Below are 21,379 nucleotides of genomic sequence, written 5' to 3'. Positions count from 1 at the left end.
GTACCTCCTACTTATTTTGGGATATTGTATGCAATTTGTGATTAAATTGAAAGCTGGGCCATATACTTAAAGCTGATGGTGGATTTTTTTTAGTCAATCGAGCTCGATAAGCGGCTGAATTATTAATAATTCATTAAAGATGAATGTATGTAAGTCGATAGTTACTATACTCAATATTGGAATCAAATTTGGCATTCCAAGGTGTTAATTGTCGTTGAAGACAAGTAAAGCAATCACTTCAACAAAAAGGATCTCCCCCTATGCTCATTCGTCACAAATTACTCGTTAGCGCAGCAGTGTCTATCTGTTCTGTGATAGCGATGTTTGGTTTGCAGCGCTTTTCGGCGGCAAAGCTGGATGATTTGTCCCAAGCTGCACAACAAGTTATCGAACTTGAAAAGGATGTTTTGAGTTTACGTCGAGATGAAAAAGACTTTTTTGCCCGTTTGGATCTGGCCTATCTAGATAAGCACAAGACGCAGGCGAGAGAGTTAGACGAGAAGATGGTTAGCCTGGGAGCCATCTTCGATCGCAACGACATCGCCAAGAGCGATCTTCAGGCCTTTGGGCAGAATCTGACCCGTTACGAATCTATCTTTGCCGAGATTGCCGAGCTGCAAAAGCAGATTGGCCTGCATCCTAAGGATGGCCTTTATGGTGCGCTGCGCAGCGCGGTGCATAACGTAGAGACCTTGGTGAAGGAGAAGAACGAGCCCGAGCTGATGGTGACCATGTTGCAGCTACGCCGCAACGAGAAGGATTTTATGCTCAGGCGCGCCATGAGTTATCTGGATAAGTTTAATGGCAACTTGGCGCTGTTGAGACAGCAAGTTTCTGGCGCCATGCTCAGCGATTCGGTCAAGGGGGAGCTTAATGCCCTGATCGACGATTATGAGAAGAACTTCAAGGCCCTGGTCAGCAAAGAGCAGGAGCTGGGTTTGGACAAAGACAGTGGCAGCATGGCGAGCCTGCGAGACAGTATTTCCTCGGCAGAGAAGTCCTTGGTGCAGCTTAAGGCACAATCCATGGACGCGATTAGCGATGCCCAGAGTACAACGGTTACTGTCAGCATAGTCATCTTCGTGTTGATCACTCTGGTTTTAATTGGTTTCACTCTGGCGATCATTCGCAGCATCATGGAGCCTGTGCAGCGGATCAGCGATGCGATCTCCCGCATCGAGGCAACCAAAGATCTAACCCTGAGATGCGATACTAAGGTGGATGATGAAATTGGTCAGATAGCTCGTCATTTTAATAGCATGGTGGAGTCGTTTCAGTCGCTGATCCGAGAGGTGCTGACCTCGGTCGAGGTGGTGAATCACTCCTGTCAGGAGCTGTCGGAGAACTCGATGCGCGCCTCGGAAGGGGTGGGACGCCAGCTCAATGAGACCGACATGGTGGCGACCGCGATCACTGAGATGGGCGCGACCATAGATGAGATTGCCAGCAATACCGAGCTGGCGGCAGAGCGGGCCGGCAATACCCATGACAATGCTCAGCAAGGCCAGGTCGGCGTCGAGCACACCATAGAGAAGATCCAGGCATTGGCGGCGCAGCTGACCGACTCGGCTCAGGTGGTCTCCGAGCTTGAGAAAGACAGCGAGACCATAGGCAGCGTGTTGGATGTGATCCGTGGAATTGCAGAACAGACCAACCTACTGGCGCTAAATGCCGCCATCGAGGCCGCCAGGGCCGGCGAGCAGGGCAGAGGCTTTGCCGTGGTCGCCGATGAGGTAAGAAGTCTGGCGATGCGTACTCAGGAGTCGACCGAAGAGATCGCCGGTATCATTCAGACACTGCAGTCTCGGACCCGTTCTATCGTGCAACTGATGGAAGCGACCCAAAGGCAAGGCATTGAGAGTGCCGATCAGGCGGCGAGTGCCGGCGCCCTGCTGGAGCAGATCAATGCCGATGTCACCAACATCATGGATATGAGCACGCAAATCGCCGCGGCCATCGAGGAGCAGAGCATGGTGGCCTCCGAGGTGAACAAGAATGTGGTGGTGATCCGAGACATCGCCGCCGAGTCGGCCCAGGCGGCGGATGAAAACGCCAAGGCCTCCGACGATGTGAAGGCGCGCACCCAGGTTCTCTATCAGGCGGTGAGCCTGTTTAAGATTTAGGCGGTTGATTTAGAAAGGGGCTTAGGCCCCTTTTTTTTTGAAATTTATTTGTGAAATGCTGGGTTTATACTCAAATTCTGTCGTCGGGTCGACTAAGCTAGTCTAGAGTGCAGGACAAAAGAGAGTGGTCGATGCGATTAAATCACTTCCTAAATATTTTAGCCCTAGGGCTCTTGCTGCTGTCATTTCTGACCGCAAGCGGCATCTATTACCTCATCTACCTGCCAAGAATTGAAGAGCAAGTGATCTCAAGGCAAGACAGAGATCTGCAGGCGGTTCAAAAGGGGATCGCCTACGCCCAAAAAAACCTGGACACCCTCTGCTACGACTACGCCATCTGGGATGATATGGTGAGCTTTGTCGATAATGTATCGCCTGAGTTTGTGACCAAGAATTTGTTTGATAACGCCTTTGAGGCGGCCAATGTCGATGGTTTCTATGTGTTTAACCGCCAAAATCAGCTTGTGTGGCAATATCGAAGTGGCGCCGATTTTGACTCGCAGCAGCTGCCCTTAGGCAAGGTTGGTCTGGCAGGCAAGCTTCTCCCCTCAAAGGTGGAGATGGATACAGGGAAGCCTTCGGTGCGCAGCGGTCTGCTGCGCATGGGATCTAGGGTGGTCTATTTCAGCAATGTCACCGTCTTGCCCAGTAATGGCGAGGGGCAAGTGGCGGGTAGCTTGCTGACAGTACGTAACGTAAGTCAGGCGATTCATGAGGAGATAGAGCAGTTTAGCCTGATCAAGTTTGACCTCGAGGTGCTGGCTAAGCCAGAGCTTTCCGGTGAGACCTCGCTGGGTTTTAGAGAGACACCTAAGGTGGATGAGATCTCTGCGGAGCATTCTTGGTATCTGCATGATGCGCTTAACGTGCCTTCCCTCAAGATCACTGTGATCCACGACCGGAACCTTATCCCCTCTATCTTTACCGTAGAGTCGATCCTGATGTTTTTAAGCGTCCTGGTGATGTCTTACATCGCCATCGTTCCCTTCTCGGCGCTGGTGGTCCGGCCGCTGCGGGTCGCCAACGCAGTACTGGATAAGATGGCCCACAGAGGCGTGTTACTCACCATGCCTACGGGTTGGGCGATCACCGAGGTGGCCAAGCTGACCGAGTCTTTCAATCTGGTGGTGGAGAAGCTGGAGCGGCATCAAAACTATCTGGAATCTCTCTCTTTTAACGACCCCCTCACTGGCATAGCCAATCGCCGCAGCCTGGAGGTGTTCGCCGAGCGCGCCCATAAACAGTGGCGTGAGGGCAAGGGTGCGATTGGCTTCATCATGCTGGATATCGATTTCTTCAAGCCCTATAACGACACGGTCGGGCATCAGAGTGGCGACCAGGCCCTGATCAAGGTGGCCCAGGCCCTGATGCTTGAGTGTCGTCGCCGTGGCGAGCTAGTTACCCGTTATGGCGGCGAAGAGTTTTGTGTGGTGATCCACGGCGATAACCTGGCGCAGATGGAACTGCTGGCCAGGCGCATGCTGCAAAGGGTGCGGGATCTCAACATCTATCACCAAGCCTCGCCCTACGAGATCATCACCGTCAGCATGGGCGCCGTGCTCTATGACGGCTATCATCCCGAGTTTGCCGAGGACGACTGGCAGCATATGGTCAAGTTGGCCGACGAGCAGCTCTATCAGGCAAAAGAGAGCGGGCGAAATAACCTGCAGATACTGCATCGCAAGGTGAGCCCGCTCTTCGTGGTCGGCTGAGTCAGAGCCTGAAGGTGGTGACCTGTTGCCGCATTGAGTCGGCCAGCGAGGTGAGCTGAGCGATGGAGTGACCCAGCTCTAAGGCAGATTCCGTTGACTGGCTGGCGATATCGCTGATGGCGATAATGCTGCGGTTAATGCTCTCGGCGACACTGCTCTGCTCCTCCGCCGCCGTGGCGATATGGGTGTTCATCTCTGTGATGTTGTCGACCGAGGCGACTATCTCCTGTAGCGCTTCCCCCGCCTTGTTGGTTTGTTGATTGGCATCATCCACCTGTTTAATGCCCACATCCATGGCGGTGACCGCCTCGTTCACCCCGCTCTGCAGCGTCTCTATCATGGTCTCGATCTCCTGGGTCGCCTCCTGGGTGCGCTGGGCGAGGGAGCGAACCTCGTCGGCGACCACGGCAAATCCGCGCCCCTGCTCACCGGCCCTGGCAGCCTCGATAGCGGCGTTGAGGGCCAGCAGGTTTGTCTGCTCGGCAATCCCCTTGATGACGCTCAGTACGCTGCCGATATGTTGGCTCTCGTGGGACAGGTGGGTGATCACCTCTGAGGTGCTCTGGATCTGCATCGACAGCGCCTGCATGCTGCTAATCGACAGCTGGACGATATCATTACCGTTGGCGGCGAATCGGTCGGCATTTCTGGCCGAGTCGGCGGCGGCCGTGGTGCTCTGTGCTACCTCGTTAACCGTTGCCGTCATCTCATTCATGGCCGTGGCGGTCTGCTCTGTCTCCGCCTGCTGTTGCTGAATACGGGCATTGGAGATCTGGGTGAACTCGTTGAGGGCTAACGCCGAGTCACTGACGCTGTTGGCCGCCTCGGCAACCCCTTTGAGGATGCCGCGCAGGTGGCTAAAGACATCGTTGAGCCCGGTGGAGATCAGCCCCAGTTCGTCCTTGTTCAGTTGCTCGAAGGTGACAGTGAGATCTGAGTCTTGCTGTATGGTATGTAGCTGAGTGCGTATGTGGTTGATGGGTTTCATCACACTGCGGTTTATCCAGACGCCGAGCACTATGCTGGCAATGGCGGCCACCAGGGTGATGAGCATGAAGAGGGAGATAGAGGACTCGTAGATCTCGGCGACCCTGTCTTTCTCCTCGCCGGCGACCTTGAGCTGCAGGCTGATCAGCTCGGCGATGGTGCCGCTGATGGGATCGATCACCCGGTAGAGTGGGATAATCTCCTCCCGCAGCTGGCCGGCAATGTTACCTGACTTCCCCCCGAGCAGCTGTTCCAGATGGGTGATACGCTGGTTGGCCGGAACAAACAGGCGCTCGGCCTCATCGACCAAGCGTTTCTCATCCGTGGTGAGTTCGGTGGCGACGTATTGGTGCCATTTGCTGTCTATGTTGTTGCTTGCTTCCTGCAGGGCTTGATTGGCCTGTTCGGCGCTGAACTCACCGGCATTGGCCTTGTTGATGGCATCGATGACAAATACCGCGTAATCGTCGGCGATCACCTTGAGATCTTCTAGCGGAACGACTCTGTCGTTATAGATGGTGACGACACCTTTCTCGATATTATTCATCATGTTGATTGCTAAGACGCAGATACAGATGAGAAGTGAGAGGGGGAGTAAGATGCCGAAAGCCATCTTGTGCTTGATTTGAATATTGTTCATATAGATACCCAAATGAAGGAGTAAATAGCAGAAAGCTAAAACTTATGACGTATCTATAGGTATAGCAAAAGATTGAAATGGGTAAGATGAATAGAAACAAAAAAGCCTCGCTGTGCGAGGCTTTTTTGTGTGGTGCGCTAGGCACCCTCAGAATATGGTGCCCGAACCCGGAATCGAACCAGGGACACGAGGATTTTCAATCCTCTGCTCTACCGACTGAGCTATTCGGGCGACGGGGTGCATTAAAAGGCTTTTGCGCATTTGAGTCAACACATTTTTGCAAAAACTTTGTTTATCTCGCTTGTTTGGATAACTTTTGCCCGAAACGTCGATTTTTAGATCAAATGTCGCTGTCAGGCCTCAGGGAGGAGTGAGAAAGGACGTGGACTGGGGAGTTAGCTCTTGGTCATTCATCTCGGTGAAATCTGACTGCTTATGGGCAGAAAAGATGCTGGAAGTTGTCATGCAAGCAAGGTGTAATGTTAATTTATGGCGAGAGAGTACCAAGGGGCAATGATTTCAGAGTAAGAGGCTCCCGAGATAAAAACAGATCAAAAAAGCCCCGCAGTTGCGGGGCCTCTTAAATCAATTATTGCCAGGCTTACTTGAGCATATCGTTGTTAGGGAAGTTGCTCTGCATCACCATGAGTACGTGATCTTTCAGCTTCTGCTGGCCGAGTTCCTCGTAGGCGGTCGCCATGATCTCAAGGGCGCGCTCGGTAGCCGGTGTACCCGGGTAGGTTTCCAGCACTGTCTGGGCACGCACCGCTGCCGCGCTCCAGGCATTCATCTTGATGTAGTATTCCGCAACCGTGACGGCGTATTTGGCCAGGCGGTTTTTCAGGAACTGCATGCGTTTTTGCGCATCGGCGGCATACTTGCTGTTAGGATATTGCTTGATCAGACGATCGAAGTCTTTGAAGGCGTCCTGGGCGGCCTTGGGATCTCGGTCGGTTCTGTCGATGTTGAGCATGTCGTGGAACATATAGTTGTCCGACTGCATGTTCACCAGGCCACGCATATAGTAGACATAGTCGATATCTTTATGTGTGGGGTTAAGGCGAATGAAGCGATCGATATTGGCAATGCCCGATGCCGAATCGTCCAGTTTATAGTATGCGTAGATCAGGTCTAACTGCACCTGAGTCTTGTGTGGACCGAAGGGATAACGAGAGTCTAGTGCCTCCAAAGATCGCACCGCTTTACTATAGTTACCCAGTTCCATAGAGGTTCTGGCTTGAGAATAGAGGACTTCGGGGGAAGATTTGCTCAGTTCAATATCATCTTCGGGTTTACTACTACACGCCGCTAAGGCCAATGACAACAAGGCGATAGCTGCGCCTTTAGCAAAATTATGCATACTTGAATTCGATTCTTTGTAAGTTGTTGTTTAAGAATTTTTCCATTTCACGATAAAATAGAAACAATCCGATTGTAACAGATAGCACTTTATTTTGGACCCCAAAACGCGGGTACGGTTCCTATGACACAAGAGATTAATCTAAAAAGCGAGATCACAGCAACACAAACCGGGCAGAGATTAGACCAAACCTTGGCCGAGTTGTTCCCTGATTACTCCCGTACACGTATTAAAGAGTGGATTCAGGCTGGTGCCGTCTACGTCGATGGTATGGTGCAGACTAAGCCGAGAGAAAAGGTACTCGAAGGCCAGGAAATTGAGATCGAAGCCACTCTGAAGGAAGAGATCAAGGCAGAGGCTCAGGCGATCGATCTGGATATCGTCTACGAAGATGACCATATTATCGTGATCAACAAACAGGCGGGTCTGGTGGTTCATCCGGGAGCGGGCAACAGCGACGGCACCCTGATGAATGCGCTGTTGCACCATTGCCCCGAGATCGAGCTCGTCCCTAGGGCCGGTATCGTCCATCGTCTCGATAAGGACACCACAGGCTTGATGGTGGTGGCCAAGACGGTCGAGGCCCAGACCCATCTGGTTGCAGCCCTGCAGGCCCGCGAGATCACCCGTGAATATGAGGCGATCGTGAGCGGCACCATGACGGCCGGCGGCGTGGTGGATGAGCCGATTGCCCGTCACCCAACCAAGCGTACCCATATGGCTGTGCATCATAGTGGCCGCCCCTCTGTGACCCACTACCGTGTGGCAGAGAAGTTCCGCGCCCATACCCGTCTGCGTCTGCGTCTGGAAACCGGTCGTACCCACCAGATCAGGGTGCACATGGCGCACATAGGTCACATCTTGGTGGGGGATCCCGTCTATGGTGGTCGTCCTCGTCCACCGAAGAAGGCGACACCTGAACTGATGGAGGCGCTGAACGGCTTTAAGCGTCAGGCGCTGCATGCGGTGCGCCTCGAGCTGGCACACCCCTTCACCTGTGAGATCATGAGCTGGCAGGCGCCAATCCCAGAAGATATGGTGGCCTTGACCCGCGCTCTGCGTGACGACACTAAGGCTCATCCGGTGGAATATTAATGCTGCCTCAAGACTGGCTCATTCCCCCTGGCGTGAAGCTGGCTTTTAGCCGGCGTCAGGGCGGTGTGAGCCAGGCTCCCTTCGATACTCTTAATCTTGGTGACCATGTCGGGGACGATCCCGAGCATGTTCGCCAAAATCGTCTGCTTGCGGCAAAGGCCTTGGGCATGTCTGGTGAGCCGGCCTGGCTGCAGCAAGTTCATGGTATTGAGCTGGTAAACCTGGATCTGGACACTAACCGTGTCGCCGATGGTAGCTTCAGCCGTAGTGGCGAGCATACGTGTGTGGTGATGACCGCCGACTGTCTGCCTGTGCTTATCTGCGATCGCTCGGCGACTCAGGTGGCGGCGGTGCACGCCGGTTGGCGCGGCTTGTGTAACGGCATAGTCGAATCCGCTATCGCTGAGTTCGATGCGGCTGCCGATGAGCTACTCGTCTATCTTGGCCCCTGTATCGGCCCCAAGGCCTTCGAGGTTGGGGCGGAAGTCAGGGCGCAGTTTATCGCCCAGCATGCCGAAACAGATGCCTTTTTTACCCCGAGAGGCGATAAGTTTTTGACCGACCTGCAAGGGATCGCTCGTTACCGGGCAGAGCGTCTCGGCATCGCTTCCGTCTATCAACTGACACACTGCACCTATAGCATGAGCGCAGATTATTTCTCCTACCGCCGCGAGGCAAAAACCGGGCGCATGGCCTCATTTATCTGGCTGGAAAAGTAGCGCAAATTTTCAGCAATTTTTTCCTTGTTGCTTGAATCCTCCTAAAAAGTCCCCATTTATACTGGTAACAAAGCACTGAAGGTTTCCTTCATTCGTTAATTTTTAGGAGGCTGTATGCGACTCGATCGTATGACGAACAAATTCCAGATAGCAATCTCCGATGCTCAGTCATTAGCGTTGGGGCGTGACCATCAGTTTATTGAGCCGATCCATCTGATGATGGCGCTGCTTAATCAAGATGGTGGTTCAATTCATCCACTGTTGACCCAGGCCGGGATCTCGGTCAGCACTTTGCGTTCCGCCCTGAGCCAGGAGCTGGAACGCTTACCGCAAATTGAGGGCACGGGCGGCGATGTCCAGCTCTCACAGGCACTGATTCGTCTGCTGAACCTGTGTGACAAACTGGCGCAAAAGCGCAAAGACAAATATATCTCCAGCGAACTCTTCGTGTTGGCCGCCCTCGAGGGGAGCGATGCGTTGGCGCAGTGTCTGAAGAAATCTGGCGCTACCAAGGAGCTGCTGGAGAAGACAATCGAAGAGGTGCGTCTTGGCAAGAATATCGACGACCCTAACGCCGAAGATCAGCGCCAAGCGCTGAAGAAGTTTACCGTGGATCTCACCGAGCGCGCCGAGCAGGGCAAGCTAGACCCTGTTATTGGCCGTGACGATGAGATCCGCCGCACCATTCAGGTGCTGCAACGCCGCAGTAAGAATAACCCTGTGCTCATCGGTGAGCCGGGTGTGGGTAAGACGGCCATCGTCGAAGGGCTGGCGCAGCGCATCATCAATGGCGAGGTGCCTGAGGGGATCAAGAATAAGCGGGTCTTGTCACTCGACTTGGGCGCCTTGGTGGCCGGAGCTAAGTATCGCGGTGAATTCGAGGAACGCCTCAAGGCGGTGCTCAACGAGCTGGCTCAGGAAGAGGGCCAGGTGATCCTCTTCATCGACGAGCTGCATACCATGGTGGGCGCCGGTAAGAGCGATGGCGCCATGGATGCGGGTAACATGCTCAAGCCAGCTCTAGCCAGGGGCGATCTGCACTGCGTCGGCGCAACTACTCTAGACGAGTACCGTCAATATATCGAGAAAGATGCCGCCCTCGAGCGACGTTTTCAGAAGGTGCTGGTGGATGAGCCGAGTGTCGAAGACACCATCGCCATCCTGCGCGGCCTGAAAGAGCGGTATGAGCTGCACCACCATGTGGAGATCACAGATCCCGCCATCGTGGCGGCGGCCAGCATGTCGCATCGTTATATCTCAGACAGGAAACTGCCCGATAAGGCTATTGATCTCATCGATGAGGCGGCCTCCAGTATTCGTATGCAGATAGACTCTAAGCCAGAGCCGCTGGACAGATTAGAGCGCCGCACCATTCAGCTTAAGCTGGAGGAGCAGGCCCTGAGCAAGGAGAGTGATGAGGCGAGTCTGCGTCGACTATCCACCTTGCGTAGCGAGCTTGCCGAGGTCGAGGCCAAGGCCGCCGAACTGAACGAGGTATGGCATACCGAGAAGGCTGCGCTGGCGGGCACTCAGCATATCAAGGCGGATCTCGAGCAGGCCCGTATGGATCTCGAGGTAGCCAGACGCGCAGGCGATCTGACCCGCATGTCCGAGCTGCAATATGGCCGTATTCCCGAGCTGGAGAAGCAGCTGGATCTGGCGGCTCAGGCCGAGATGCAGGATATGACGCTACTGCGTAATAAGGTCTCCGACGTGGAGATCGCCGAGGTGCTGTCTAAGGCGACCGGTATTCCTGTATCTAAGATGCTCGAAGGGGAGAAAGAGAAGCTGCTGCACATGGAAGAGGCGCTGCATACCCGGGTGATTGGTCAGAACGAGGCCGTGGATGCGGTGGCTAACGCCATTCGCCGTAGCCGCGCTGGTCTTGCGGATCCGAATCGTCCTATCGGTTCTTTCCTCTTCCTCGGCCCTACCGGTGTGGGTAAGACTGAGCTTTGTAAGTCGCTGGCGAAGTTCCTGTTTGATACAGAAGCGGCCATGGTGCGTATCGATATGTCCGAGTTTATGGAGAAGCATTCGGTATCGCGTCTGGTCGGTGCGCCTCCAGGTTATGTCGGCTATGAAGAGGGCGGTTATCTGACCGAGGCGGTGAGACGTAAGCCTTATTCGGTGATCTTGCTCGATGAGGTGGAAAAGGCTCATCCCGATGTGTTCAACATACTGTTGCAGGTGCTGGACGATGGTCGTCTGACCGATGGTCAGGGACGCACGGTCGATTTTCGTAATACCGTGGTGATCATGACCTCTAACCTGGGCTCAGATGTAATTCAGGAGCGTTTCGGTATTGCCAGTTATGCCGAGATGAAGAGCGAGGTGATGAATGTGGTGACCCACAGCTTCAGACCCGAGTTCCTCAATCGTATCGATGAAAGCGTGGTCTTCCATCCGCTTGAGTCTGAACATATCGCTCATATTGCGCAGATCCAGATAGACAATCTGAAGGCACGCCTAGCGGAGAAAGACTTTGAGCTTGAGGTGAGTGACGATGCCCTAGCCTTGATCGCTCAGGCTGGATTCGACCCCGTCTATGGTGCAAGGCCGCTAAAACGCGCCCTGCAGCAAGAGGTGGAAAACCCACTGGCTCAAAAACTCTTGAGTGGTGAGCTGTTACCTGGCGCGCCCATCAAGGTCGATGCCGCGGGTGGCGAACTCGCCTTCCATCAATAAGTCTTAGCCTTATGCAAGAAGCCCAAACCTAGGTTTGGGCTTTTTTTATCACTGGTATCAGATTGCATTTGGCTATTATTTGCACTAGTTTGCAAAGGGTGAGATCTCTTCCTAATTTAAGTTTTTATACTGTGAAGGAGTACTGGATGAAAGCAAGGTTAGCAGTTATAGCATCTCTGACCGTGTTGATGACGGGCTGTAGCTCAGCACCAATGCAAAGCAGTGGCCCGGCCTTTGTCGGCGTCGGCAGCGTTGACTATGACAGCCTCTATCACTATGGCTACAACACGGGTTGCCGCAGCGCCGGATACCTGAAGCAAAACCCAGGCGCCGATACCTTAGAAGGAATGAAGGATAAGGTGTTGGATGGTTTGAGCGAGTTTGATAAAGGCTGGGACGCCGGTACTCAGGCCTGTCAGGATGGGGTGAGCCGTTCTATGTATATGGTGAAAGCGAGTGGCTAGATTAGGTCGGTTAAGGCTTTTTGGACGGTAAACCTAAAAACAAGAAGCGACAGCCAGATTCATTTTGGTTGTCGCTTCTCTATTTCTTCTCTACTTTTTTACTTCTCTATATATAGAGGAGTAGCTGCCAGGAGGACTGTTTAAATTAGCAGGGCAGTTTAAATTAGCAGAGCTATTTGTCGCAGAAGAGTTTGATGCGCTGTTTCTGCGCGGCGATCTCTGACTGCCTGTCTTCCTCTGTCATACGCACCATTTCACCATTTTCTTCATTCTTACGTGTCAGGCGAGTATGGGTCTCAAGCACATTTAACTGATGCTTGGCATTTTCGCAGATGGCCTTGGCCTGTGCCTTATCTTTCTCATTGATTGCCTCGGCGGCTAATGCGGCCTCGCTCTTCTGCTCGCCCTGTTTTTCGACGACCTTAGGTGCGGTGAAGCCAACCTTCTTCTGTTCGATATCTTCGCTATAGAGTTTTTCTGTCTTTGCCTCGGGGGGCTTTTCCTGACTGTAGTGGGTGACACCGTTTTCGTCCACCCACTTATAGATGGTCGTTGCAAATGCTGGGGCGCAAAGGAATAGACTTAACAGTGCGCTGAGATAAAATTTTCCGGTCATCATAGTATCCATATCTAGGCCGGGAGAGAGTGCAGGAGTGACTCATCTGCCAACAATTAGAGGTCCGTATAAAAAGTGAGCTTAAATCTGTGTTATCTTTTTATTTTATCAAGATAACCTTGCTCCTTAGTATATGCAAAATTTAAACAAAGAGACGGTGAAGAACCGCGGTATCTACCTTTTACCTAACCTGTTCACCACGGCGGGATTGTTTTCCGGCTTTTATGCGGTGATCGCCTCCATGAATGGTCACTTCGAGGCAGCAGCCATTGCCATCTTCGTCGCCATGATCTTCGATGGCCTCGATGGCCGTGTCGCCAGGATGACCAATACCCAGAGTGCATTCGGCGCCGAATATGACAGCATGGCCGACATGGTCTCCTTCGGGGTGGCCCCGGCGTTAATTGCCTATAACTGGGCCTTGGCCGATCTGGGCAAGGTAGGTTGGTTGGCGGCATTTATCTATTGTGCCGGCGCCGCGCTCAGGCTTGCACGCTTCAATACCCAGGTCGGCGTCGCAGATAAGCGCTACTTTCAGGGGTTGGCGAGCCCGGCCGCCGCGGCAATTATTGCCGGCGCCATCTGGACAGGCACCTATTATGAGATAGAGGGTCAGCAGGTCAGCATACTGGCGCTGTTAATGACAGCTGGTGCCGGTCTCTTGATGGTGAGTAACTTCCGCTACTACTCTTTCAAAGACTATGACTGGCGAGGCCGGGTTAACTTCATGGTGATCCTGGCCCTGGTGGGCTTGTTTGTGGTGGTTTCGGTTCAACCGGCCACTATTCTGTTTATCGTCTTTAGTCTCTACGCACTCTCTGGTCCCATCTACACCATACGCACGGTGAAGAAGTTAAAGGTGAGCCATGTGGTGGGCGATGAGAACGAAACCGATATAGATATTACTCAAGAGACTGATGAATCTAAACAAACTGAGCAAGATGATTCAGATGCCGATAAGAAGCAGTAACCCATAAGCTTATATTCTAAGCCTATATCTATTATGTAGGCGACAAGATAAGACGACACAGATACAAGGCGACACAGATATAAGGCGACACAGAGATAAGACGACACAGAGATAAGACGACACAGAGACAAGGCCGCAAAGCACACATGCTATAAGGGCTAAATAAGCCAGCAGGGCAGCCTTGCAATCAGGTTGCTCAGATTTTTGGCAGAGTCGAATTTTTTGTGCCAAACTTATTTTCCGGTTTCAAACAAGCGAGTCGCCCAATCGATAGTTTGTGGTGTTGTCGTTACTCGCATGTTGCCTTTGTGTGTGGCTTTTCGCTGAATTTATCTCGTTTTGCATGTTTTTTGTTCGATCGATGTTTTTCGTTAAAAAAGCCCTTGCGCAAAAGATTTGGCTCCCTATAATGCGCTCCCACTGACACGGCAAACGGCGCTACTTACCAAGTGAGTAGGTAACGAATGTCGAGTCAAGGCGATAAGCGGTTCGAGTTTTTAAGTCGGTAGTTACAACGCGAAAGCACAGTAATTAACCACTTAAAAGTCTTTTGAAAAAAGCGCTTGACGCCGACAGGGAGAAGCGTAGAATACGCAGCCCTAGCCCGCTGGAGTCCAGTATGAGGCAAACGTTCTTTAACAAGATAAAACAAGAAATCTGTGTGGACACTCACAGGTATTGAGTTAATCGAAAACGATTTAAATCTCAATGCATGATTTACTAAATCTAGTTTCACTAGAGATAGTGAGTGTTCATAGCAATATGTACAAACATGTAGATGATTCTTCCGAGTCATTTATGTGAATCAGAATTCATTGAGTCGCTTCCTTTTGAATAAAGAGTGAAGCAAAAAAACTTTTAATTGAAGAGTTTGATCATGGCTCAGATTGAACGCTGGCGGCAGGCCTAACACATGCAAGTCGAGCGGTAACATTTCAAAAGCTTGCTTTTGAAGATGACGAGCGGCGGACGGGTGAGTAATGCCTAGGGAACTGCCCAGTCGAGGGGGATAACAGTTGGAAACGACTGCTAATACCGCATACGCCCTACGGGGGAAAAGAGGGGATCTTTGGACCTTCTGCGATTGGATGTGCCTAGGTGGGATTAGCTAGTAGGTGAGGTAATGGCTCACCTAGGCGACGATCCCTAGCTGTTCTGAGAGGATGATCAGCCACACTGGGACTGAGACACGGCCCAGACTCCTACGGGAGGCAGCAGTGGGGAATATTGCACAATGGGCGCAAGCCTGATGCAGCCATGCCGCGTGTGTGAAGAAGGCCTTCGGGTTGTAAAGCACTTTCAGCGAGGAGGAAAGGTTAACGGTTAATACCCGTTAGCTGTGACGTTACTCGCAGAAGAAGCACCGGCTAACTTCGTGCCAGCAGCCGCGGTAATACGAGGGGTGCAAGCGTTAATCGGAATTACTGGGCGTAAAGCGTACGCAGGCGGTTGATTAAGCGAGATGTGAAAGCCCCGGGCTTAACCTGGGAACTGCATTTCGAACTGGTCAACTAGAGTCTTGTAGAGGGGGGTAGAATTTCAGGTGTAGCGGTGAAATGCGTAGAGATCTGAAGGAATACCGGTGGCGAAGGCGGCCCCCTGGACAAAGACTGACGCTCAGGTACGAAAGCGTGGGGAGCAAACAGGATTAGATACCCTGGTAGTCCACGCCGTAAACGATGTCTACTCGGAATTTGGTGTCTTGAACACTGGGTTCTCAAGCTAACGCATTAAGTAGACCGCCTGGGGAGTACGGCCGCAAGGTTAAAACTCAAATGAATTGACGGGGGCCCGCACAAGCGGTGGAGCATGTGGTTTAATTCGATGCAACGCGAAGAACCTTACCTACTCTTGACATCCAGAGAACTTTCCAGAGATGGATTGGTGCCTTCGGGAACTCTGAGACAGGTGCTGCATGGCTGTCGTCAGCTCGTGTTGTGAAATGTTGGGTTAAGTCCCGCAACGAGCGCAACCCTTATCCTTACTTGCCAGCGGGTAATGCCGGGAACTTTAGGGAGACTGCCGGTGATAAACCGGAGGAAGGTGGGGACGACGTCAAGTCATCATGGCCCTTACGAGTAGGGCTACACACGTGCTACAATGGTCGGTACAGAGGGTTGCGAAGCCGCGAGGTGGAGCTAATCTCACAAAGCCGGTCGTAGTCCGGATTGGAGTCTGCAACTCGACTCCATGAAGTCGGAATCGCTAGTAATCGTGGATCAGAATGCCACGGTGAATACGTTCCCGGGCCTTGTACACACCGCCCGTCACACCATGGGAGTGGGCTGCACCAGAAGTAGATAGCTTAACCTTCGGGAGGGCGTTTACCACGGTGTGGTTCATGACTGGGGTGAAGTCGTAACAAGGTAGCCCTAGGGGAACCTGGGGCTGGATCACCTCCTTACCTATACGATTGACTGATATTTGTTGAGTGTTCACACAGATAACTTGTTCTTGTTAGAGCGAGTGGCACGTCCGAGCGACGATGCTTGTTCTTTAAAAATTTGGAAAGCTGATAGTAATAACCGAAAGGTTATTGCGAAAAATAATTGAGTTCTCAAAACACACTTTAATCAAGTGACTTGAGTATTCTTTTGGCGAAAGTAGAAACCGTTAGTTGCGATGCGACTCAGATGAAACTCATTTGGGTTGTATGGTTAAGTGACTAAGCGTATACGGTGGATGCCTTGGCAGTCAGAGGCGATGAAGGACGTAGTAACTTGCGAAAAGCGTTGGCGAGCTAGTAACAAGCATTTGAGCTAACGATGTCCGAATGGGGAAACCCGGCACCATAAGGTGTCATCACTAAGTGAATACATAGCTTAGTGAGGCGAACGAGGGGAACTGAAACATCTAAGTACCCTTAGGAAAAGAAATCAACCGAGATTCCCCTAGTAGCGGCGAGCGAACGGGGATTAGCCCTTAAGCCTAGAGGGTGTTAGTGGAATGTGTTGGAAAGCACAGCGATACAGGGTGATAGCCCCGTACATGAAAACTAACTTTAGGTGAAAACGAGTAGGACGGGACACGTGATATCTTGTTCGAATATGGGGGGACCATCCTCCAAGGCTAAATACTCCTGACTGACCGATAGTGAACCAGTACCGTGAGGGAAAGGCGAAAAGAACCCCTGTGAGGGGAGTGAAATAGAACCTGAAACCGTATACGTACAAGCAGTGGGAGCGGTTCTTGAGACCGTGACTGCGTACCTTTTGTATAATGGGTCAGCGACTTACATTTTGTAGCGAGGTTAAGCGAATAGCGGAGCCGTAGGGAAACCGAGTGTTAACTGCGCGTTTAGTTGCAAGGTGTAGACCCGAAACCCGGTGATCTAGCCATGGGCAGGTTGAAGGTTGAGTAACATCAACTGGAGGACCGAACACACGTATGTTGAAAAATGCGGTGATGACTTGTGGCTGGGGGTGAAAGGCCAATCAAACCGGGAGATATCTGGTTCTCCTCGAAAGCTATTTAGGTAGCGCCTCGAGCGAATACCATTGGGGGTAGAGCACTGTTAAGGCTAGGGGGTCATCCCGACTTACCAACCCTTTGCAAACTCCGAATACCAATGAGTACTACTCGGGAGACACACGGCGGGTGCTAACGTCCGTCGTGAAAAGGGAAACAACCCAGACCATCAGCTAAGGTCCCAAAGTTATTGCTAAGTGGGAAACGATGTGGGAAGGCTTAGACAGCTAGGATGTTGGCTTAGAAGCAGCCATCATTTAAAGAAAGCGTAATAGCTCACTAGTCGAGTCGGCCTGCGCGGAAGATATAACGGGGCTAAGCAATACACCGAAGCTATGGGTACTAGCGCTTGCGCTGGTGCGGTAGAGGAGCGTTCTGTAAGCCGTTGAAGGTGAAGGGGTAACCCACGCTGGAGGTATCAGAAGTGCGAATGCTGACATGAGTAACGATAAAGGGGGTGAAAAACCTCCTCGCCGAAAGACCAAGGGTTCCTGTCCAACGTTAATCGGGGCAGGGTGAGTCGACCCCTAAGGCGAGGCCGAAAGGCGTAGTCGATGGGAAACGGGTTAATATTCCCGTACTTCTGCTAACTGCGATGGAGAGACGGAGAAGGCTAGGCTAGCGCGGCGTTGGTTGTCCGCGTTTAAGGCTGTAGGTAGGGTGCTTAGGCAAATCCGGGCACCTAATACTGAGAGTTGATGACGAGTCACTACGGTGATGAAGTAGTTGATGCCATGCTTCCAGGAAAATCTTCTAAGCTTCAGGTTAGCAGGAATCGTACCCCAAACCGACACAGGTGGTCGGGTAGAGAATACCAAGGCGCTTGAGAGAACTCGGCTGAAGGAACTAGGCAAAATGGTACCGTAACTTCGGGAGAAGGTACGCTCCTGTTGGTGATGAGACTTGCTCTCTAAGCTGACGGGAGTCGCAGATACCAGGTGGCTGCAACTGTTTATCAAAAACACAGCACTGTGCAAAATCGCAAGATGACGTATACGGTGTGACGCCTGCCCGGTGCCGGAAGGTTAATTGATTGGGTTATCTTCGGAGAAGCTCATGATCGAAGCCCCGGTAAACGGCGGCCGTAACTATAACGGTCCTAAGGTAGCGAAATTCCTTGTCGGGTAAGTTCCGACCTGCACGAATGGCGTAATGATGGCCACGCTGTCTCCAGCCGAGACTCAGTGAAGTTGAAATTGCGGTGAAGATGCCGTATACCCGCGGCTAGACGGAAAGACCCCGTGAACCTTTACTATAGCTTGGCACTGAACATTGACCCTACATGTGTAGGATAGGTGGGAGACTTTGAAGCGGGAACGCCAGTTCTCGTGGAGTCATCCTTGAAATACCACCCTTGTAGTGTTGATGTTCTAACTCTGGCCCCTGAATCGGGGTTGAGGACAGTGCCTGGTGGGTAGTTTGACTGGGGCGGTCTCCTCCCAAAGAGTAACGGAGGAGCACGAAGGTTGGCTAAGTACGGTCGGACATCGTACGGTTAGTGCAATGGCATAAGCCAGCTTAACTGCGAGACATACACGTCGAGCAGGTGCGAAAGCAGGTCATAGTGATCCGGTGGTTCTGAATGGAAGGGCCATCGCTCAACGGATAAAAGGTACTCCGGGGATAACAGGCTGATACCGCCCAAGAGTTCATATCGACGGCGGTGTTTGGCACCTCGATGTCGGCTCATCACATCCTGGGGCTGAAGTCGGTCCCAAGGGTATGGCTGTTCGCCATTTAAAGTGGTACGCGAGCTGGGTTCAGAACGTCGTGAGACAGTTCGGTCCCTATCTGCCGTGGGCGTTGGATGATTGAAGGGAGCTGCTCCTAGTACGAGAGGACCGGAGTGGACGAACCGCTGGTGTTCGGGTTGTCATGCCAATGGCATTGCCCGGTAGCTACGTTCGGAATCGATAACCGCTGAAAGCATCTAAGCGGGAAGCGAGCCCTAAGATGAGTCATCCCTAGACCTTTAAGGTCTCTAAAGAGCCGTCCGAGACTAGGACGTTGATAGGCAGGGTGTGTAAGCGTTGTGAGGCGTTGAGCTAACCTGTACTAATGACTCGTGAGGCTTAACCATACAACCCAAAAGGGTTTCGTAAGATGGTTTTACGTAATCAAAAGAATACAAAAGTACTTGATTGAAGTGCGAACTCAAATTGACTCTTAAATAAGAGTACAGCTTTCCGAATTTCCAAATTTGTCTGGAAACCATAGCATTGTGGTCCCACCTGATCCCATCCCGAACTCAGAAGTGAAACGCAATCGCGCCGATGGTAGTGTGGGGTCTCCCCATGTGAGAGTAGGTCATTTCCAGGCGCCTAATAAACGATAAATCCCCAGCACCTAGTGTTGGGGATTTTTTCGTTTAACAGCTTTTGAAATATCTACTCGAACATGGGAAATATAAAGAGCCCGAACGCAGTGAGGTGCATTTCCATGTGAAGTAGGGCGAATATCGCGATAGCGATGTGCTTATGAGCGCGAAGCTTTAGCGGAGCTGGCCATGACAGGCGCCTTTTCTCTTGATTCATTAGACCCTCAGCTCGCAGCCTAGCTGCTTCGCGCTACAAAGTCCTTAGATGCTACGCATCTATAGCATTGCTTCTCCGCGTTCAAGTGAGGCTAAATACTGCGTGTTTAAAGCGCCTCACTTTCGCCCCCATGTGTTCGCTACGCGAACCGAGTAGGTCATTTTCTGCTGCTACCGTTCATTTGCTTTTGACAAAGTAACTGGAACGTTTACTCCCTGTGTTTAATTCTAATCGGATGTATTACGCCCCCATGTGAGAAATCTTAGGCGGATTCCTTTTCTCGAGATATGACTAGATAGCGGTTTCCTAGCATTCACCCCTGTAACCAGTGCTTCAGCAGTCTAGTTAAAACTGACCTATACCTCCCTCTATTTCTTCAAGCCTTTGTCTTATATCCACGCTTCAATGATTTAAGGCGAATGCCTTCTAGTGAGGTGGAGGGTTCGCAAGAACATCTGTTTTTGCGCTGTAGCTATTTAGGAGTGTCTTGGAACTATTTTTATCCCATATGGAGGCTGAGTCGCTAAAAGCTGATGTATTGATCTGTGGAATAGCTAGTAAGGTTTTCGTTTGTGGTGTCTAGGATAGAAAGAGGAAGGTGCGGGTAGCAGGTCTCTATGTATATGTCCCCTAATGCTAGTCTCGAAGAGGCTCGATGCAAAATTATGTAGGCTTTATTTTGGATGCTATAGGCTGGGCTGTTATTTGCCTACGAAGGTAATCATTAATAGAACTTGCTTGGGGGATTTCAGGCTCGATATGCCATTAATCAGTGACGTATAACGTCATTAAAAGCAGGTTGAATGATGGTGTGGATGGCCATTTTTTAAGTGGGAAAGTGAGGATATGACTTAATATTCGCTATCTTGCATGAAAAAGCCGCAATTGAGCGAGTTAGCCATAAAAAGTCCTTTACCTTTGGGAGGGGTTTTAGCATAATGCCCCACGTCAACAGGGGTGTAGTTCCAATTGGTAGAACAGCGGTCTCCAAAACCGATGGTTGCGGGTTCGAGTCCTGCCACCCCTGCCACATTCTAGAGAAGCCGTTCAGAAATGAACGGCTTTTTGCTTTTCTGAGTTTTATCATTTCACTCAAGTTCATATAGTCTCTGGTCGTCGTGACACTCGCCTGGGCAGAGGTTATCCTTAAGGGGTTAGCATTTGTCTGGAGGCGATTTGGAAACGAGTGCATATTTAGATGCGATGGGTATAACCCGTTGGGTAGAGAAGGGAGCCGAGCTTCCCCTGTATCATGTATTGGTGGATCGAGGCGTGAGCGTCTCAGGTGACCACCCGCTTATCCGTCAGGTATTGGCGCTCTTTCCCGAGCAGGATAAGCAGGTCGTCGTCAGCGATTCGCTTAGCAGCATCAAAGAGGTGTTCTGGGATATGCGAAGTCTCAGGTTACCTAAGGTGGCATGCGCCATCAGCTCTGCACCTATCGCCGTTCTCGAGCAAGAATCCAAGGCCAAGCGCGAGCTATGGCAGCATATTTGGGAGAGCGATGCCTATGACGCTAACGCTTAATACTCTGACCAAAGAAGACACTCCTAAGTTGCATGAGCTGGAGTCGGCCTGCCATAGTTTCCCCATGTCGCTGAGTAACCTCGAGACCTGTTTCGGACGTTTCTACCATGTTATCGGTCTCTTTGATGATGAGCAGTTGTTGGGCTTTAGCATTCTGCATCAACTGTTCGAAGATGCCACCCTGATGGATATCTGCGTCAGGCCAGACGCTCAGGGGCAAGGCTTGGGTAAGCGCCTCACCGAGGCGTTAATCGAGCTAGCAGCGACTCAGGGAGCCGAACGTATGATGTTAGAGGTAAGGGCCTCTAATGAAAGGGCAATCGCCTTATATCGCCAGATGGGCTTCGAGCAGACGGGAATGCGGGCCAACTATTATCAGCTGGAGCAGGGCAAAGAAGACGCTATCTTGATGGAGCGTTTGTTCTAACTGTTTGGGTTTGTATTTGGGGATAAAAAAAATAGCGCCGCAAGGGCGC

12 protein-coding genes, 2 tRNA genes and 3 rRNA genes are annotated in these 21,379 nt (G+C 51.7%); 13 read left to right on the top strand and 4 right to left on the bottom strand.

Annotated features, from left to right (window positions below; all coding sequences use genetic code 11):
* Nucleotides 1-260 precede the first annotated feature (260 nt).
* On the top strand, nucleotides 261-2,123 hold the full coding sequence (locus K0J45_RS15210) for a methyl-accepting chemotaxis protein (protein WP_220043150.1): 1,863 nt from the start codon (nucleotides 261-263) through the stop codon (nucleotides 2,121-2,123).
* Between the two features lie 131 nt (nucleotides 2,124-2,254).
* The gene (locus tag K0J45_RS15205; protein ID WP_220043149.1) at nucleotides 2,255-3,835 is read left to right on the top strand and encodes a sensor domain-containing diguanylate cyclase; all 1,581 of its coding nucleotides are present in this window, start codon (nucleotides 2,255-2,257) and stop codon (nucleotides 3,833-3,835) included.
* Nucleotide 3,836: 1 nt separating this feature from the next.
* On the opposite strand, the gene K0J45_RS15200 is transcribed toward K0J45_RS15205, so the two are convergent.
* The 3 genes from K0J45_RS15200 to K0J45_RS15190 form a co-directional block, all read right to left on the bottom strand.
* A complete protein-coding gene (locus tag K0J45_RS15200; protein ID WP_220043148.1) occupies nucleotides 3,837-5,462 on the bottom strand; it encodes a methyl-accepting chemotaxis protein in 1,626 nt (541 codons plus the stop codon).
* Nucleotides 5,463-5,617: 155 nt separating this feature from the next.
* Nucleotides 5,618-5,693: transfer RNA gene (locus K0J45_RS15195), tRNA-Phe, on the bottom strand.
* A gap of 370 nt (nucleotides 5,694-6,063) precedes the next feature.
* Nucleotides 6,064-6,822, bottom strand: a complete 759-nt coding sequence (locus K0J45_RS15190; protein ID WP_220043147.1) for an outer membrane protein assembly factor BamD — start codon at nucleotides 6,820-6,822, stop codon at nucleotides 6,064-6,066.
* Between the two features lie 123 nt (nucleotides 6,823-6,945).
* Here K0J45_RS15190 and rluD point away from each other — a divergent pair, with 123 nt between their 5' ends.
* From rluD to K0J45_RS15170, 4 genes are all read left to right on the top strand, one after another.
* Complete coding sequence (gene rluD, locus K0J45_RS15185; RefSeq protein WP_011866747.1) at nucleotides 6,946-7,917, top strand: 23S rRNA pseudouridine(1911/1915/1917) synthase RluD; 972 nt, start codon at nucleotides 6,946-6,948, stop codon at nucleotides 7,915-7,917.
* On the top strand, nucleotides 7,917-8,636 hold the full coding sequence (pgeF, locus tag K0J45_RS15180) for a peptidoglycan editing factor PgeF (protein ID WP_220043146.1): 720 nt from the start codon (nucleotides 7,917-7,919) through the stop codon (nucleotides 8,634-8,636). Before rluD ends, pgeF begins: the two co-directional genes overlap by 1 nt.
* Nucleotides 8,637-8,750: 114 nt before the next feature.
* Nucleotides 8,751-11,324 carry an ATP-dependent chaperone ClpB gene (gene clpB / locus K0J45_RS15175; RefSeq protein ID WP_220043145.1) on the top strand — a complete coding sequence of 858 codons (2,574 nt, stop codon included), beginning with the start codon at nucleotides 8,751-8,753 and terminating at the stop codon, nucleotides 11,322-11,324.
* A 146-nt stretch (nucleotides 11,325-11,470) separates the two neighbouring features.
* Complete coding sequence (locus K0J45_RS15170) at nucleotides 11,471-11,788, top strand: hypothetical protein (RefSeq protein WP_220043144.1); 318 nt, start codon at nucleotides 11,471-11,473, stop codon at nucleotides 11,786-11,788.
* Nucleotides 11,789-11,960: 172 nt separating this feature from the next.
* Here K0J45_RS15170 and K0J45_RS15165 read toward each other — a convergent pair whose 3' ends face one another.
* A complete protein-coding gene (locus K0J45_RS15165) occupies nucleotides 11,961-12,416 on the bottom strand; it encodes a DUF4124 domain-containing protein (protein ID WP_220043143.1) in 456 nt (151 codons plus the stop codon).
* Between the two features lie 121 nt (nucleotides 12,417-12,537).
* Between K0J45_RS15165 and pssA the strand changes: the two genes are divergently transcribed.
* From pssA to rimI, 7 genes are all read left to right on the top strand, one after another.
* Nucleotides 12,538-13,374, top strand: coding sequence for a CDP-diacylglycerol--serine O-phosphatidyltransferase (pssA, locus tag K0J45_RS15160; RefSeq protein WP_220043142.1), 837 nt, complete (start codon nucleotides 12,538-12,540; stop codon nucleotides 13,372-13,374).
* Nucleotides 13,375-14,233: 859 nt separating this feature from the next.
* Nucleotides 14,234-15,778: ribosomal RNA gene (locus K0J45_RS15155) — 16S ribosomal RNA — on the top strand.
* A gap of 251 nt (nucleotides 15,779-16,029) precedes the next feature.
* Nucleotides 16,030-18,922, top strand: a 23S ribosomal RNA gene (locus tag K0J45_RS15150).
* A 123-nt stretch (nucleotides 18,923-19,045) separates the two neighbouring features.
* Nucleotides 19,046-19,161, top strand: a 5S ribosomal RNA gene (gene rrf, locus K0J45_RS15145).
* Together the 16S, 23S and 5S rRNA genes form the textbook arrangement of a ribosomal RNA operon.
* A 1,168-nt stretch (nucleotides 19,162-20,329) precedes the next feature.
* Nucleotides 20,330-20,406 (top strand) — tRNA-Trp (locus K0J45_RS15140).
* A 146-nt stretch (nucleotides 20,407-20,552) separates the two neighbouring features.
* The gene (locus K0J45_RS15135) at nucleotides 20,553-20,903 is read left to right on the top strand and encodes a DNA polymerase III subunit psi (RefSeq protein WP_220043141.1); all 351 of its coding nucleotides are present in this window, start codon (nucleotides 20,553-20,555) and stop codon (nucleotides 20,901-20,903) included.
* On the top strand, nucleotides 20,887-21,330 hold the full coding sequence (gene rimI, locus K0J45_RS15130; RefSeq protein WP_258406704.1) for a ribosomal protein S18-alanine N-acetyltransferase: 444 nt from the start codon (nucleotides 20,887-20,889) through the stop codon (nucleotides 21,328-21,330). Before K0J45_RS15135 ends, rimI begins: the two co-directional genes overlap by 17 nt.
* Nucleotides 21,331-21,379: the final 49 nt, after the last annotated feature.

Source organism: Shewanella alkalitolerans (genome assembly GCF_019457575.1).
Classification (GTDB): Bacteria; Pseudomonadota; Gammaproteobacteria; order Enterobacterales; family Shewanellaceae; genus Shewanella; species Shewanella loihica.
The sequence above is the reverse complement of the archived record's forward strand: the minus strand, read 5'-3'. Positions and strand labels throughout refer to the sequence as shown.